The 15,733-nt window shown below is 66.0% G+C and carries 16 protein-coding genes; 6 read left to right on the forward strand and 10 right to left on the reverse strand.

Features of this window, described 5'->3' with window-relative positions; translation table 11 throughout:
* Positions 1–11: 11 nt before the first annotated feature.
* Positions 12–1,340, reverse strand: coding sequence for a carotenoid oxygenase family protein (locus VJV41_RS01915; RefSeq protein ID WP_325330529.1), 1,329 nt, complete (start codon positions 1,338–1,340; stop codon positions 12–14).
* A 55-nt stretch (positions 1,341–1,395) separates the two neighbouring features.
* Here VJV41_RS01915 and VJV41_RS01920 point away from each other — a divergent pair, with 55 nt between their 5' ends.
* From VJV41_RS01920 to VJV41_RS01930, 3 genes are all read left to right on the forward strand, one after another.
* On the forward strand, positions 1,396–1,923 hold the full coding sequence (locus VJV41_RS01920) for a PadR family transcriptional regulator (RefSeq protein WP_325330531.1): 528 nt from the start codon (positions 1,396–1,398) through the stop codon (positions 1,921–1,923).
* 89 nt (positions 1,924–2,012) lie between these two features.
* A complete protein-coding gene (locus VJV41_RS01925; protein WP_325330533.1) occupies positions 2,013–2,762 on the forward strand; it encodes a PadR family transcriptional regulator in 750 nt (249 codons plus the stop codon).
* Positions 2,763–2,801: 39 nt separating this feature from the next.
* Positions 2,802–3,674 (forward strand): oxidoreductase, encoded by an 873-nt coding sequence (locus tag VJV41_RS01930; RefSeq protein WP_325330535.1) that lies wholly within the window; start codon positions 2,802–2,804, stop codon positions 3,672–3,674.
* On the opposite strand, the gene glpK is transcribed toward VJV41_RS01930, so the two are convergent.
* Complete coding sequence (gene glpK / locus VJV41_RS01935; protein ID WP_325330537.1) at positions 3,671–5,227, reverse strand: glycerol kinase GlpK; 1,557 nt, start codon at positions 5,225–5,227, stop codon at positions 3,671–3,673. The genes VJV41_RS01930 and glpK overlap by 4 nt on opposite strands.
* Before the next feature lie 35 nt (positions 5,228–5,262).
* Positions 5,263–5,370 (reverse strand): zinc ribbon domain-containing protein, encoded by a 108-nt coding sequence (locus VJV41_RS01940; RefSeq protein WP_325330539.1) that lies wholly within the window; start codon positions 5,368–5,370, stop codon positions 5,263–5,265.
* A gap of 101 nt (positions 5,371–5,471) precedes the next feature.
* Here VJV41_RS01940 and VJV41_RS01945 point away from each other — a divergent pair, with 101 nt between their 5' ends.
* Entirely contained in the window at positions 5,472–6,254 is a 783-nt protein-coding gene (locus VJV41_RS01945) for a class I SAM-dependent methyltransferase (RefSeq protein ID WP_325330629.1), read from the forward strand.
* On the opposite strand, the gene VJV41_RS01950 is transcribed toward VJV41_RS01945, so the two are convergent.
* Positions 6,172–7,344, reverse strand: coding sequence for an acyltransferase (locus VJV41_RS01950; RefSeq protein ID WP_325330541.1), 1,173 nt, complete (start codon positions 7,342–7,344; stop codon positions 6,172–6,174). The genes VJV41_RS01945 and VJV41_RS01950 overlap by 83 nt on opposite strands.
* A gap of 69 nt (positions 7,345–7,413) precedes the next feature.
* On the opposite strand from VJV41_RS01950, the gene VJV41_RS01955 reads away from it, so the two are divergent.
* Positions 7,414–8,883, forward strand: coding sequence for a glutamate--cysteine ligase (locus VJV41_RS01955; protein ID WP_325330543.1), 1,470 nt, complete (start codon positions 7,414–7,416; stop codon positions 8,881–8,883).
* Between the two features lie 19 nt (positions 8,884–8,902).
* Positions 8,903–9,583, forward strand: a complete 681-nt coding sequence (locus tag VJV41_RS01960) for a class I SAM-dependent methyltransferase (RefSeq protein ID WP_325330545.1) — start codon at positions 8,903–8,905, stop codon at positions 9,581–9,583.
* Here VJV41_RS01960 and egtE read toward each other — a convergent pair.
* The 6 genes from egtE to VJV41_RS01990 form a co-directional block, all read right to left on the reverse strand.
* The gene (gene egtE, locus VJV41_RS01965; RefSeq protein ID WP_325330547.1) at positions 9,580–10,704 is read right to left on the reverse strand and encodes an ergothioneine biosynthesis PLP-dependent enzyme EgtE; all 1,125 of its coding nucleotides are present in this window, start codon (positions 10,702–10,704) and stop codon (positions 9,580–9,582) included. The genes VJV41_RS01960 and egtE overlap by 4 nt on opposite strands.
* Positions 10,701–11,666: an L-histidine N(alpha)-methyltransferase gene (gene egtD, locus VJV41_RS01970; RefSeq protein ID WP_325330549.1), complete on the reverse strand. Its 966-nt coding sequence runs from the start codon at positions 11,664–11,666 to the stop codon at positions 10,701–10,703. The genes egtE and egtD overlap by 4 nt, the downstream gene beginning before the upstream one ends.
* The gene (gene egtC / locus VJV41_RS01975) at positions 11,666–12,367 is read right to left on the reverse strand and encodes an ergothioneine biosynthesis protein EgtC (RefSeq protein WP_325330551.1); all 702 of its coding nucleotides are present in this window, start codon (positions 12,365–12,367) and stop codon (positions 11,666–11,668) included. The genes egtD and egtC overlap by 1 nt, the downstream gene beginning before the upstream one ends.
* Entirely contained in the window at positions 12,367–13,674 is a 1,308-nt protein-coding gene (egtB, locus tag VJV41_RS01980) for an ergothioneine biosynthesis protein EgtB (RefSeq protein ID WP_325330553.1), read from the reverse strand. Before egtB ends, egtC begins: the two co-directional genes overlap by 1 nt.
* On the reverse strand, positions 13,671–14,966 hold the full coding sequence (gene egtA, locus VJV41_RS01985; RefSeq protein ID WP_325330555.1) for an ergothioneine biosynthesis glutamate--cysteine ligase EgtA: 1,296 nt from the start codon (positions 14,964–14,966) through the stop codon (positions 13,671–13,673). Before egtA ends, egtB begins: the two co-directional genes overlap by 4 nt.
* A gap of 123 nt (positions 14,967–15,089) precedes the next feature.
* Entirely contained in the window at positions 15,090–15,731 is a 642-nt protein-coding gene (locus tag VJV41_RS01990; RefSeq protein ID WP_325330631.1) for a sensor domain-containing protein, read from the reverse strand.
* Between the last annotated feature and the right edge of the window lie 2 nt (positions 15,732–15,733).

Genomic DNA, 15,733 nt, shown 5'->3' on the forward strand with positions numbered 1-15,733 from the left:
GGTCACGTTACTCAGCTGCTGATCCAGTTTCCGTGGAATCCGAACGGGACACGCTGCGGCAGCTTGATTCTGGCAACGGGCTGTGCGGTGAAGTCGGACGCGTCGATGATCACCAGATCACTGCCGTCGCGCGCGGGGTCATAGACGTAGCCGATGTACCAGCCACTGCTCTCGTCGGCGGCGCCTGAACCCGGCACGAACACCGCTTCACCTGGGACGCCTGGTGCCGCGGCCGTGCCGAATGCGTGCTCCACCGCTTCGCCGGTGTTCAGGTCGTATCGGACCAGGCTGTGGTCGCCGACCGAGACCGCGTAGCGCGCGGGCAGCGTGGCCAGCCGGTCGTCGATGCGGGGGAACTCGACCGCGAGGTCGTCCAGCTGACGTTCGGTGACGACTCCCCTGTCAAGGTCGATGGTCCAGCTCCACAACACGCCGTCAGCATCGAATCCACCGCTGTGCCGCCACAATTCCGGATAGCGGACCGCTTGCAGCACAATCGAATTGTCGTGGTCGTACGCATTGGCGACGTGGAAGACGTAGCACGGGTCGATCTCGAACCACCGAACTTCGCCGAACGGGTCGTCGCGCCGCATCACACCCAACCGCGCACCGTACTCGTCGCTCCAGCGGTAGGGCATGTCCGATTCGCCCTTCAGAGCGATATCGAGATTGAACACGATCGGCAGATCCATGAAGATGACGTGCTCGGCGGTCAGGGCGAAGTCGTGCATCATCGTCAACGCTGGAACATCCAGCGGCCGGTTGATGGTCAGCTCGCCATTGGCGTCGGCGCGGTGGTAGGTCACATGTGGCTGGAAAATGTTGCCGTAGCCGAAGAAGTGGAGCTCGCCGGTCGTTGGGCAGATCTTCGGATGCGCGGTCATCGAATCGACAAGCTTGCCGCCGAAGTCGTATGCGCCCACCGTCTCCAGATCGTTGGTGATCTCGTACGGCAGTGACGACTCGACCAGCGCCAGCGTCTTGCCGGCGTGGTTGACGACGTGGGTATTGGCCGCGGCAGCTCGCAGGTTGCGAGTGCCGTCGGCGTTGTACAGCGGGAAAGGCTCCTTGAAGCTATCCGTGCGCACCCAGCGGTTGCGGTACCAGGCGGCCCGTCCGCCCTCGATGCGCACGCCGTGGATCATGCCTTCGCCGGTGAACCAGTGCGCGGTGGCCTGTCGCGGGTTCGGTCCGTTACGCAGGTACCAGCCGTCGAGTTCGGGGGGGATCGCGCCTTCGACGGGCAGGTCGAATTCGGTCAGTTCATCGGCGACGGGCGCGAAATTGTCTCGCTGGAAGAACTCGCCGGTGCCGAAGAGCGTTGAGGTGGTTTCTGTCATAGGTCAAACATGACATGTCCATAGTGACATGTCAATAGTGAAGTATGATCACTTTGTGAGTCTTCGGATTGCGGCCCTGGGGCTGCTGGCGCACCAGCCCGGCAGCGGGTATGACCTGCTCAAACAGTTCGAGAACTCGATGGCCAACGTCTGGCCGGCGACCCAGAGTCAGCTCTACGGCGAGCTCAACAAGCTCGCCGACGGGGGCCTGATCGAGGTGTCCGCGATCGGCCCGCGCGGTCGCAAGGAGTACCGCATCACCGACGCCGGCCGCGCCGAACTTCGCCGCTGGGTGGCCAATCCCCAGGACGACCCGCCGTTTCGCAGCACCCCATTGCTGCGGGTGTTCCTGCTTGGCGAGATTCCCCGGGAGGATGCGCGCAAGCACATGGTCGCGATGGCCGAGCACGCAGATGCCGAGGTCACACGACTCGAAGCGCTTCGCGACTCCATCGATTGGGGCGAGGACGAGTGCCTGTTCTATGGGCGTGCCGCGCTGGAGTACGGACTGCGGGTGAATGCGATGGAAGCGGACTGGGCGCGCTGGGTGATCGCGTCCGTCGACAAGGGTGCCGGGAAATAATCGTTGCATCGCGATAGTTTCCGATATATCGTCAACGTATCGGAAACGCATACGGCGGTTCCGTCCCAAACGTTAAGGAACCAACACACATGAGCAACCCATTCACACCACCTCCCGGCGGATTCGGTTTCGGCTTCGGACCCGGCGACCGTCGCGCCTTCCATCAGCAGCGTCGGCAGGCCCGCCGCGAGTTCCGCGACCATTTGCTTGACCACCTGCGCGAGCAGGACGCCGCCCACGACGGTCCCTTCGGCCCTGGCCCCGGATTTGGACCGGGCCGCGGCTTCGGCCCTGGCCGAGGCGGCTTCGAGTTTGGCTTCGACCCCCGCGGCGGTTTCGGTTTCGGCTTTGGCCACGGTCCACGCGGCCGTGGACGCGGCGGACGCGGTCGCGGTAAGCGCGGAGACGTGCGTGCCGGGATCCTCAAGCTGCTGGCCGAGCGGCCGATGCACGGCTACGAGATGATCCAGGAGATCGCTGAGCGCAGCCAGAACCTCTGGCGGCCCAGCCCCGGCTCGGTCTACCCGACGCTGCAGCTGCTGGTCGACGAGGGTCTGCTGGTGGCACGCGAAAGTGAAGGCAGCAAGAAGCTTTTCGAGCTGACCGAAGAGGGCCGCGCGGCCGCTGACAAGATCGAGACCCCGCCGTGGGAGGAGATCGCCGAGGGTTGGAAAGATGAAGCGCCCGGGCACGTGAACCTGCGCGCGGCGGTGGGCCAGCTGATGGGCGCCGTCGCTCAATCGGCATACGCCACCGATGAAGAGCAACAGCAGCGGATCGTCGACATCGTCAACAACGCCCGCCGCGAGATCTACGGCATCCTCGGCGAATCCGACTAAGACGGAATAAGCCCAGCGGGACTGGTGTACGGAATCTATATGCAAACCTTCCCGCTGGGCTCATTCCACGTCGGCCGCGTCGGATTCGGCGCGATGCAACTCCCCGGTCCGGGTGTGTTCGGACCACCACGCGATCACGAACAGGCGCTGGCCGTGCTGCGACGCGCAATTGAGATGGGCATCAACCACATCGACACCGCGCAGTTCTACGGACCCAATGTCTCCAACGAGCTGATCCGCGAAGCCCTGCACCCCTACCCGAAAGACCTCGCTCTGGTCAGCAAGGTGGGTGCGCGCCGCGACGACGCCGGGACGTGGCTGCCCGCACAGGAGCCCGACGAGTTGCGGGCCGACATCGAGGAGAACCTGCGCACGCTGGACATCGACCGCCTCGCCGCGGTCAATCTGCGCATCCATGCCGGTGATCCGAGTTCTGTCGGCCCGGTGGACCTCGAGCTGTTCGACCGGCAGCTGACCGCGATGATCAAGGCCCGCGACGAAGGTCTGATCGCCGGCATCGGCCTGAGCAGTATCAGCCTCGAACATCTGCAGATCGCGCTGGACCGCACCGAAATCGTGTGTGTGCAGAACGCCTACAACCTGGTCGATCGGATCTCACAGCCGGTGCTCGACGCCTGCATCGAACGCGATATCGCGTTCGTCCCGTTCTTCCCGCTCGGCTCGGGATTCACTGCCGACAATCCTGTGCTCGGTCATCCTGCGGTTCAGAGCGAGGCGTCGAAACTCGGCCGCACGCCAGCCCAAATCGCACTGGCATGGACGCTGTCGCTCGCGCCGAACGTATTGCTGATTCCGGGCACATCGTCGGTGGCACACCTCGAGGAGAACACGGCCGTCGCCGACATCGAACTCGACGAGGACACCAAGCGTCAGCTCGACGCCGCGGCCTAACTGACGTCGACCCAGTCCAGCGTGCGCTGCACCGCCTTCTGCCAACCCGCATAACCTTCGGCGCGCTGCTCATCTGACCACTGAGGCGTCCAGCGCTGGCCCTCTTGCCAATTGGCGCGAAGATCGTCGGGATCCTCCCAGAACCCGACGGCAAGGCCCGCGGCGTAGGCCGCACCCAGTGCAGTCGTCTCTGCGACAACGGGTTTCACAACGTCGACGCCGAGCACGTCCGCCTGGATCTGCATGCACAGATCATTCGCGGTGATGCCCCCGTCGACCTTGAGCACCTCCAAGTGCACACCCGAATCGGCCTCCATCGCGTCGACTACGTCGCGGCTCTGATAGCAAATCGCTTCCAGCGTCGCGCGGGCCAAGTGCGCGTTGGTGTTGTACCGAGACAGGCCGACGATCGCGCCGCGGGCATCCGAACGCCAGTACGGTGCGAACAACCCGGAGAACGCCGGCACGAAGTAGACCCCGCCGTTGTCGTCGACTTGACGCGCCAGCGCTTCGCTTTGTGCGGCGCCGCTGATGATGCCCAGTTGATCGCGCAGCCATTGCACCGCCGAACCAGTGACCGCGATCGAACCCTCCAGTGCGTAAACGGGTTTGGCGTCAGCGAACTGGTAGCACACCGTGGTCAGCAGACCGTTTTCGGATCGCACTATCTTCTCGCCGGTGTTGAGCAGCAGGAAATTCCCTGTGCCGTAGGTATTTTTGGCCTCGCCGGCATCCAGGCACACCTGCCCGACCATCGCGGCCTGCTGGTCGCCGAGGATCCCGGTCAACGGCACCTGCCCGCCGACGGGACCGTCGTCACGTGTGATGCCAAAAGACTCCGGGAATGACGACGGCTTGATCTGCGGCAGCATCCGACGCGGAATGTCGAAGAACGACAACAGCTCGTCGTCCCAGTCCAGCGTCTCCAGATTCATCAGCATCGTGCGGCTGGCGTTGGTGACGTCGATGGCGTGCACACCGCCGCGCGGGCCGCCGGTCAGATTCCACAGCACCCAGCTGTCCGGTGTACCGAAGATCGCATCGCCGTTCTCGGCGTCACGGCGCACACCGTCGACGTTCTCGAGGATCCATTGCACCTTGCCTGCCGAAAAATATGTGGCCGGCGGCAGACCGGCCTTGCGGCGGATGACATCGCCGCGACCGTCGCGGTCCAGCGCCGAGGCGATGCGATCCGTGCGGGTGTCCTGCCAGACGATCGCGTTGTAATACGGCCTGCCGGTCTTGCGGTTCCACACCAGCGCGGTCTCCCGCTGATTGGTGATGCCCAGCGCGGCCAGATCCGTCGCCGACAGTTTGGTCCTGTTCAGCGCGGACATGACGACCGACGCCGTGCGCTCCCAGATCTCGACGGGGTTGTGCTCCACCCAGCCGGCCTTCGGCAGGATCTGCTCGTGTTCGAGCTGGTGACGGCCGACTTCGGCGCCGTCGTGGTCGAAGATCATGCACCGGGTGCTGGTAGTGCCCTGGTCGATCGCTGCGACGAACTCGGCCAACTCTTGCTCCCTCCTCACGGCGTCGTTCCAATCGACCATCGTGACTCGCTGATAGACGCCCTGTCAGCTTCTTCTCACGCAGCGCGCGCGTGAAGGGCCAGCCCAGCCCGGAGAATGTTCCGCGCGGCTTGTTCGTCAGCGTTCGCGGTGTGCCCACATGCCTTACATCTGAACAGGGCCAATGATTGCAGTCATCATCGCTAGCGTACGAATCAAGTCCGACAAGAATCCCGGTGACAGATTCAAGTTCCCGATAACCCCGCCGGATGACACCGAGCGCATGATGGATCACATGTCATTGCCGACCCGCGACATTGACCGCATGCCCAGAGGTGGACCGGACGCTTCGTGTCTCGACCGGCTGTTGCAGACCGATCGGCCGGAATACCTCGACCGCGACGACGTCGACCAGTCTGTCAAGCGCAGCGTGATTCGCGCGCTCGAGTGGACGGGCGAGTTCTTCGGCAACACCGAGAGGTTCGCGCGCATTGCCCTCGACGAGGTGGCCGACGTGCCCGATCCCAAGATCCTCGAGCTCGGCGCGGGCCACGGCGGGCTGTCTCGCAAGTTGCTCGAATGGCATCCCACCGCCGAACTCACCGTCACCGACGTCGAACCGGCGTCGGTCAAAGCTATGGCGGCAAGCGATCTCGGCGAGCACCCGCGAGCCGCTGTGCGCGAGATGGATGCCACCGCGATTGACGCAGCCGACGGGGACTTCGATCTCGCCGTGTTCGCGTTTTCGTTTCACCACCTGCCACCGGCGCTGGCGTCCAAGGTGTTCGCGGAGGGCACGCGTGCGGCGGCCAAGCTGCTGATCATCGATCTGCCCCGGCCGCCGTCACCGCTGCACGTCCTGCGGCTGGCGGCGATGCTTCCGCTCGCAACGGTGGTGCCATTTGTGCACGACGGCGTGATCAGCTCACTACGCACCTACAGCCCGTCGGCGCTGCGAGCCCTGGCCGCGCACGCCGATCCGGCGATCAATGTGGAGCTGCGCGGCGGGCTGATGGGCCCGCAAGTCGTGGTCGCGTCAGCCGGTGCAAGACCCAGGCCACAGGAATAGTCAGCGCCAAGGACACGACGAACAGGCCCAGCACCGAGCCGGTGTATACCCGCCAGCGCAGCACCGAGGCCATCGTGATCTCCATGACGATGACGTGGACGAGAAATATCTCGTAGGAGATCTCGCCGAGCCACACCATCGGGGTGCTCCCCAGCAGGCGGGTGTACCAACCGCGATCCCCCAGCGCCGGCGGCGCCACCACCAGCGTCGCGATCGCCGCGTAGAACATCGACCGTGTCAGATCCTGGGCCAGATCGGGTGATGGTGACGTGGCGTCGCCGGCGATCGGTGTGGACACCACGAGATAAGCCACCACCGCGAGCGGGATGACCGCCGCTGCGTAACAACGCAATTCGATCGCCCGCAGCACCGCCAACATCATCCCGCCGACAAACCACACCAGATAGTGCGGCAACCAGAACCCCGCCCCCTTTGGCAGCCAGTCAGTTGTGTGCAACACGATCAGCCACAGCGGAGTGAGCGCACCCAACGCCGCCAGGCCGGCGATCAACAACCCGGGCCGCCAGCGTCGCCGGCACAGCACCACCAGCACCAGATAGGCCATCGGCGGCAGCGCCGCATAGAACGCGATCTCGACCGCGAGGCTCCACATCTGTGTCAGGCCCTGATGCAGATAGGTGCTCAGGTAGTCGCCGCTGTAGATCTGGGTCAGCGTCAAATGGCGTATCAACCCTGCCCACGTGTGACCGGGATTCGGCCCCGGCTCGCGAAACTCGTATATGGCGTAGGCCGCCAGCACCGTAACGATGTAGGCGGGCATGAGTCGCCGGACCCGGTTGCGGGCATAGCGCCACACCGATGGCGCCGGGCCACCCGTGGCGGCGGCCCGCACCCACGGGCCGAATAGCAGGAAACCCGACAGCACAAAGAACACCGCGACGCCGATGTCCATGCGCGCGTACAGGAGCCCGACGTAGCCATGCGTGATCTTGCCGGTGCCGTAGGCCGCGTGGGTGCCCAACACAAGCAGCGCCGCGACGGCGCGCACACCGGTGAGCGATGCGACGCGGTCGACGGTCGATACCTGTTCGAGTCCACCCTGGTCGACATCGCCCGATGTCGGCCTCATGCCGACAGTATGGGCGACATTGCTGCGATTTCCTTGCGCGACGGGCAGCAACGCTGAACCATCGGCGTTGTGGGCGAAGAAGTGAAGCGGACCGAGTTCTCCCGCGAACACCGCCGCGAATACCGGCGCAAGGTGCAACTGTGCCTCGACGTCTTCGAAACCATGCTCGCCCAGTCCAGTTTCGAGTTCGAGCGACCGCTGACCGGCATGGAGATCGAATGTAATCTCGTCGACGCCGACTACCAGCCCGCGATGAGCAACCGGGAAGTATTGGACTCGATCGCCGACCCGGCATATCAAACCGAACTGGGCGCCTACAACATCGAATTCAATGTTCCCCCAAGGCCATTGCCCGGAACGGCGGCGCTTGAGCTCGAGGCCGACGTGCGCGCCAGCCTGAACGCCGCCGAGGCAAAAGCCAGCGAGGACGGCGCACACATCGTGATGATCGGCATCCTGCCGACGCTGATGCCCGAACACCTTTCGGGCCACTGGATGAGTGAGTCGACGCGTTATCAGGCGCTCAACGATGCCATCTTCGTCACTCGCGGCGAGGACATCCTTATCGATATCGCCGGGCCCGAGCGGCTGAGCCTGCAGGCCGCGTCGATTGCGCCGGAGTCGGCGTGCACAAGCATGCAGCTTCATCTGCAGGTCTCCCCTGCCGAATTCGCGCGCAACTGGAACGCTGCGCAGGTGCTGGCCGGTCCGCAACTTGCGCTCGGCGCGAACTCACCGTATTTCTTTGGCCACCAACTGTGGTCCGAAACTCGCATCGAGCTGTTCGCCCAGGCCACAGACACTCGGCCCGACGAGCTCAAGACGCAAGGGGTGCGACCGCGGGTGTGGTTCGGCGAACGCTGGATCACCTCGATCTTCGACCTGTTCGAGGAGAACGTCCGCTATTTCCCGTCGCTGCTTCCCGAACTGTCCGACGAAGATCCCGTCGCGGAACTGGCGCAGGGCCGCACCCCTCGGCTCGCCGAACTACGGTTGCACAACGGCACCATTTACCGGTGGAACCGCCCGGTCTATGACGTGGTTGGGGGCCGACCGCATCTGCGGGTGGAGAACCGGGTGCTGCCCGCCGGACCGACCGTCGTCGACATGTTGGCCAACTCTGCGTTCTACTACGGCATGCTGCGAACGCTGTCCGAAGAGGACCGGCCACTGTGGACGAAGATGAGTTTCCCTGCGGCTCAGCATAATTTCACCGCGTCAGCTCAGCGCGGGATGGACGCGCGGCTGTACTGGCCTGGCCTTGGAGAAGTGACGCCCGACGAGTTGGTGTTGCGCCAGCTGCTGCCGATGGCTGACGAAGGCCTTCGCCGCTGGGGAGTGGCTGGCGAGGTGCGCGACCGATACCTCGGCGTGATCGAGGGCCGCGCGAAGACCGGCCGCAACGGCGCGGCGTGGCAGGTGTCGACCGTCCAGGCGCTGCAGTCCAGCGGGATGACCAGGCCGCGGGCGCTGGCGGAGATGCTGCGGTTGTACTGCCAACGCATGCACAGCAACGAGCCCGTCCACACCTGGGATTGAGTTGCGTACGTTGGGTGCCATGACATCTGACGACGTGGCGAATTGGGACGAGGCGTACCGGGGGGAGGGATTCTTCGGGGGTCCGCCACCGTGGAACATCGGTGAGCCGCAGCCCGAGCTGGCTGCACTGCAGCGCGCCGGGAAGTTCCGCAGTGAGGTGCTCGACGCCGGCTGCGGGCACGCCGAGCTGTCACTCGCGCTGGCGGCCGACGGCTACACCGTGGTCGGCATCGACCTCAGCCCGACCGCGATCGCCGCCGCCACTGGCGCGGCGCTGGAGCGCGGTCTGACGAACGCATCGTTCGTTCAGGCCGACATCACTGCGTTCACCGGATACGACGACCGCTTCAACACCGTCATCGACAGCACACTGTTTCACTCGTTGCCGGTCGAGGGCCGCGACGGCTATCTGCGGTCGGTGCACCGAGCGGCCGCGCCGGGCGCCGGCTTCTACATCCTGGTGTTCGCCAAGGGGGCGTTTCCCGCCGAGCTGGAAACCAAACCCAACGAAGTCGACGAGGACGAGCTGCGCGATGCTGTGTCGAAATACTGGGACATCGACGAGATCCTGCCGGCGTTCATACACGCCAACGCCATTGAGATCCCTGACGCCCCGTTCGAAATGCCGCCATTTGCGAGCGATGAGAAGGGCCGGGTGAAGATGCCGGCCTACCTACTGACCGCCCACAAAGCCGGCTAGCGGCCGGCCGCGGCCAGCGCCTCGGCGAACTGCTCGAGATCCTCGGCGGTGCTGTCGACGTGCGGTGATGCCCGCAGCACCGGCGTCGTCATCTCGAACGGCGCTCGCTGCACCTCGGCATAGGTGGTGACGATCCCGCGTTCGGCGATCAGCCACGCTCGCACCTTCTCCGGGTCCGCACCACCGACGGGCTCCAGGGTCGTGATCGCGGTCGGCTCGTCGAGCGGTTCGACCACCCGCCAGCCCTCGACGTCGGCGAGCGCAGTCCTTGTCATCCGGCCCAGCTGGGCCAGCCGGTCGCGGATCTGCTCAGGTCCCGCCGCCAAGTGCTCTCCGAGCGCGACCGAATAGCCCACGCGCGCAGCGATATTGGCTTCACCGAGTTCTAACCGCTGCATGACGGTCAACGGCAGGCCCCATTCCGGCGGCGGCAGCCGCGGCCGCAGTCGTTGCGCGAGCTCCGGATGAATCGCCAGTGCGCCGACGCCCCGCGGTCCGGCCATCCACTTGCGTGACGAGCTGTAGGTCGCGGCGGCGCCCACCGCGCAGTCGAGATGTCCCAGTGCCTGCGCGGCGTCGATCACGAGCGGCAGACCGAGATTGCGGCACACGTCGGCGAGCGCCGCCAGTGGCTGCGCCACACCGCGGTGGCTCGCCAGTGGGGTGAAATGCACGAGGGCGGGAGGATCGGCGGCCAGTTGGCGGGCGGCGTCGTCAACGGAGAGCCTGCCATCGCCGTCGGCGGGCAACGCGCGCACGTCGAATCCGTTGGCGGCCATCACCGCCAGGTTCGGGCCGTACTCGCCGGGCAGGCAGGCGAGCGTGCGCTCACCGGGCCAGCTGCTGAGCAACAGGTCGAGCGCGTCGTTGGAGCCACAGGTGAATACGACGTCTCGGCTCGTCATCCCCGTCAAGGCGCCGATCGCGGCTCGTCCGGCGTCGAGCGCGGGCTCGGCGGCGTCCGCGGCGACGTATCCACCCACTTCGGCTTCATGCCTGGCGTGCTGAGTCGTCGCATCGATGACCGCAAAGCTCTGCCGTGAGCACGCGGCGCTGTCGAGATGCAGGCCGGCGACCTTCGGACGCGCGGATCGCCAGCTCTCGGCAAGGGCGTCGGTCATTTCGTCGACAGCGACAGACCGAAGTCACCGGCGGGGTCGGTCCACCAATGTGTGCGACGCAGGCCGGCCTCGGCGAGCTCGCCTTCGACGCCATCAGGCCGGAACTTGCAGGACACCTCGGTGAGCATCTCCTCGCCCGCCGTGAAATCGACGGTCAGGTCCAGTGCGGTGACCTGTACTCGTTGCGTATTCGAGGCACGCAGCCACATTTCGATGCGCTCTTCGTCGGCGTTCCATCGCGCGACGTGTTCGAAGGCGTCGAGGTCGAAGTCGGCGCCGAGTTCGCGGTTCACCACTGCGAGCACGTTGCGGTTGAACTGCGCCGTCACCCCGGCGTCGTCGTCGTAGGCACGCACCAGCCGGCCCGTGTCCTTCACCAGGTCGGTGCCCAGAAGCAGGCTGTCGCCGGGTTGCAGCATCTCCGAGAGCGCCGACAAAAAATCTGCGCGTGGCCCCAGCGTCAGGTTGCCGATCGTGGAGCCCAGGAATGCCACGAGCCGACGCCCGACACGCGGAATCTTGCCGAGGTGTTCCTCGAAATCCCCACAGACGGCGTCGATCTCGACGCCGGGGTACTCGTGCTGGATCGCCGAGCCGGCCGCGTTGAGCACGCTGGCGTCCACGTCGAACGGGATGAAGCGGCGCAGCGATCCGCGGTCGCGCAACGCGTCGAGCAGCATCCGTGTCTTTTCGGACGTGCCGCTGCCGAGCTCGACGAGTGTGTCAGCGCCCGACGCCGCGGCGATCTCGACGGCTCGCGCCCGCAAAATCTGCGCCTCGGCGCGGGTGGGGTAGTACTCCGGAAGGCGAGTGATCTGATCGAACAGATCGCTGCCGACGGAATCGTAGAACCACTTGGGCGGCAAAGACTTCGGCGTCTGGGTCAAACCGTCGCGCACGTCGCGGCGCAACGCCTGCGCTGCCGAGTCGGCGGCCAGGAAGTTCGACAGAGAGAGGGTCATCACGATCCTTTCAGTGCGGTGAGCTCGACGCCCGAGCCCACAACCTCGACGAGATGCCGGTCGGGTATTTCCTGCCAGTCGGGGTTGTCATCGTAGGGTTCGCTGACCAGCACAACGCCATCGTCTTGACGCAGCACCGACAGAGTGTCGCCCCATGTGGTGGCAAGCAGTCGAGATCCGTTGGCCGCCAAGATATTCAGCCGCGCGTTGGGATCGGCCGCGGCGACCTCCATGACCGTGTCGCCGAGCCTGTCGAGCCCACGGTCGAAGATCAGCGCCGCCAGCAGTGCGCTGTCGACGGTGGACTCCGCCAGCCGAGAAACCTCAGCGGACAACGGCAGCACGGCCCGGTCGACCAGGCCGTTGTGGGACAACAACCACTGCCCATCGGAGAAGGGAGCCGACGCCGACGGTTCGATCGGCATGCCGATGCTCGCAGAACGCACCGCCGCGACGATGCAGCCGCTACTCAACGCCGGCGAGATCGACGCGAACGATGCGTCGCCCCATAGCGGCGCCGCGCTGCGCCACCGCCGCACAATGCCGTTGTCGAAAAAGCCGACGCCCCAACCGTCGGCGTTCATCACGCCGTGCTTCTGCCTGCGTGGAGCGTACGACTGCACGAGCAATCCCGATGGCGGCTCTAGGACCAGCGACGCGATTGACCGCGGTTCACCGAGCCAGCCGAGGTGCCGGCACATCAGGCCTCATCTCCGTCCGCGGACCACGCCAGTCGGATGCCCGAGAAGATCTGCCGCCGGATCGGATGGTCCCAGTTGCGGAAGCTGGGCCGCACAATGCTCGGCGCGACCGCCCACGAGCCGCCGCGAAGCACCTTGTAGTCGCCAGCCCCAGAACCTTCGAAGAACGGCTGCGAATATCGCTCGTAGATCATCGGGGTGAAGCCGGGCCACGGCCGCAGCGGGGAGGTCGTCCACTCCCACACGTCGCCCAGCATCTGTTCGGCACCGTAGGCCGACGCGCCCGCCGGGTAGGCGCCGACCGGCGCAGGTCGCAGCGCGTCACCGCCGAGGTTGACCAGATGCTGCGTGGGTTCGGTTGCGCCCCAAGGGAATCGACGACGATTTCCAGCCGCCGGATCCCACGCACATGCCTTTTCCCACTCGACCTCGGTTGGCAGCCTGGCACCCGCCCACTTCGCGTATGCCTCAGCCTCGAAGAATGTCACGTGCTGCACGGGTTCGTCAGCGGGGATGTCTTCGACGTGCCCGAAGCGGATGCGGGTGCCGTCCGGATTCCAGAACTGCGGCGCGGCGAGCCCGGCCTCCTGCCGGTGCGCCCAACCGCGCTCCGACCACCACCGCTGCTGTTCGTATCCACCATCGTCGATGAACTGCCGCCACTCGCCGTTGGTGACGGGGACGCGGCCGATGCGGAACGCCGGCACGTCGACGACATGTGCGGGGCGCTCGTTGTCGAGCGAATGCGGTTCACTGACCGCGTCGACACCCAGGACGAACTCACCGCCTGCAACCAGGACAGATGTCCCCGCCACGCCGGACCGGCCCGGCGGCAACGGCGACCCAGCGTCCAGCAGCGGCGGCCCGGACCGCAGATTCAATGCCTGCAGCATGGTCTCGTCGTGTTGGTTCTCGTGGCTGATCACCAGCCCGAACCGAAACGCGGCGTCCTCGGCGTCGTCGGGTAGGGCGTCGAGAGTGTCGAGCGCATTGTTCCGCACAGTGGCGCAGTAGGTTCGCGCGTCAGCCGGCGGCAGCAGGGGCAGGTCGCCGCGGCTGGCGCGTGAATTCTCGAACGCGTCGTAGAGACGCTCGACAGCCGGTGGCAGCATGCCGGGCCGGGCCGGGTTGCCGTCGCGAAGCAGCCACAGTTCTTCCTGCTGGCCGATGTGCGCCAGGTCCCATACCAGCGGGCTCATCAACGGGTCATATTGGCGGCGCAGTTCGGCGTCGTCGAAATCGACGAGCCGCAATGTGCGGTCCCTGGCCGTCGTCAGCTCACGCGCAAGCTTTTCGCGTGCCGTCACAGCTCCCCTTGCGCCAGTCGGGTGACCGCGGTGGCGATCCCGTATTTCACGGCCCGGTCCGAGAAATCGTCGGCCGGACATCGTCCTTGTTCGACCGAACGCGCCAGCCGCTGCATCGATTCCTCGAGTTCGGCCGGCGCCCGTTCGGCCGCGGTCTGTACACACCGGATGGCCGCTGCCCGCAGCCGCCGGTCACCGAGGCCGACCTGCGCGGCGCGGTCCCACGCGGTGGCCACGGATTCGGTGGCCTCGGCGGCGATGTCGGCGGCGGTCGGATCGTCGAGCAGGGTGACGAGGGTGAACACGACGGCGGGCCACACCGCATCAGGCAGGCTGTCGAGGTAGCGGATCTCCAGCCAGCGCCGCGGCCGAACGGGCGGGAACAGCGTGGTCAGGTGGTAGTCGAGATCGGCCTGCGTCGGCCTGCGGCCCCCCAGCAGTGCCCGGCCATCGGCCCAGTCCGCGAACGGCACCCAATCCGTAATCGGAACCGCATCCATCTCCGGCGTCGGGTGCACGAGCATCACCGGCGCCTTCATTGCGTAGCGTGCCCAGTCGCTGGCCGGGTCGTCGCCGTTGACGCCCAGGATCGGGCCGCAGCGCGCCGAGTCCAACTGACTCCACACCCGCTGCCGTGTCGATTGCCAGCCGGTGAACTGTCCGCCGAGCATTGGGGAGTTGGCGGAGATCGCGATCATCGTCGGGCCCAACGCGTGCGCGAGCCGCACCCTGTCTGCCCAGCCGTCCAGCGGTCCGGCGTCCAGGTTGACCTGCACCGACGCCGTCGACGTCATCATCGCCGCGCCGGCGTCGCCGGTCTGGCTGGCAATGAAGAATCGCTCCATCGCGCGGTACCGGTCGCCCGGGTTCACCCGCTTGGCCGGACGCAGCGGATCGGCGCCCAGCAGCACCAGGCCGAGGCCGGCTTGTGCGAACGCGGATCGCAGCACGGTGCGGTCGGCGGTCATCACGGCGATGGCCGTCACCGGATCGTCCATCGGCGGGCCGGACAACTCGACCGCTCCGCCGGGTTCCACGGTGATCGCGCTGCGACCGGGCAGTGGCGGCACGCCCGCGATGGTTTCCGTCAGCTCGGCCCAGTCAGGGCGGCGCGTCGGATCGGCGAGGTCGAAGCAATGCGCCTCGACTTCTAGACCGACCCGCCCCACCGGACCGTCGGCAAGACAGCTCTCGCCGATGTGCTGAGCGGCGCTATATGCGCTGGTCAGCACCGCCGGATCGGCATGCGCTGGATGGGCGGCGTCCACCTCGGACTGGATGGCGAAGGTCATATCTTCCGGCCCCTTCCGGGTAGGGAACGATCGCGGCCTTCTCTCTATCTTCCAGAGCGCACCGACAAAGTCCCGCGGTTTTTGGCTAACGCGTTCGTGACGTGTACCCCGAAAGGTTGCCGGTTACTGGCCGAGCGTGTTCTGCATTGCGCCGACCAGCACGTTCACCGCGGGACCGCCGTTGCCGGATTGACAGACTTTCGCCTGCAGCAGAACGTTCTCCCGCTTGCGTGTCGTGGTGAAGCAGCGCCGGTCGGTGCCAGCTTCCTGCTTGACCCAGTCGGCGTCGGTCGCTGAAGCCGGGCCGCCGGTGAACGTCCACACCTCGGTGGTGAAGTTGTCCAGATGCATCGCGGTGGTCTGGCCATTGCAGCCGACGCTGCGGTCGACGACGCGGTGGAAAGCTCTGTCCGCGGCGTCGGTCGTCGCGAAGACGCCGACCGCCTGCTTGACGAGATGAGTCATGTCGCTCGGTGACTCCTGCGTGACCGCGCCGTTGAACGACGCCAGGTCCGGGTCGGCATACACCTCGGGCAGGCCGATGTCGGCCCAGTTGTTGCAGACCGGATCGTCGACGTAATACGACTGGACCGGATCGGTGAAGGTCCACTCGAATCGCATTGGCGCGCCGATGATGTTGCCGACCGAACCTTTGCCCAGCACGGCGTAGTTCACCACGCCAGGGTCCGACGGACGCGCGTCGGCCGGCGCAGCCAACGACAGAGCAACGGCCAGACCTACGCCGAGTGCGGCGGCGATCCGCATCA

This window comes from Mycobacterium sp. (genome assembly GCF_035274705.1).
Taxonomy (GTDB): domain Bacteria; phylum Actinomycetota; class Actinomycetes; order Mycobacteriales; family Mycobacteriaceae; genus Mycobacterium.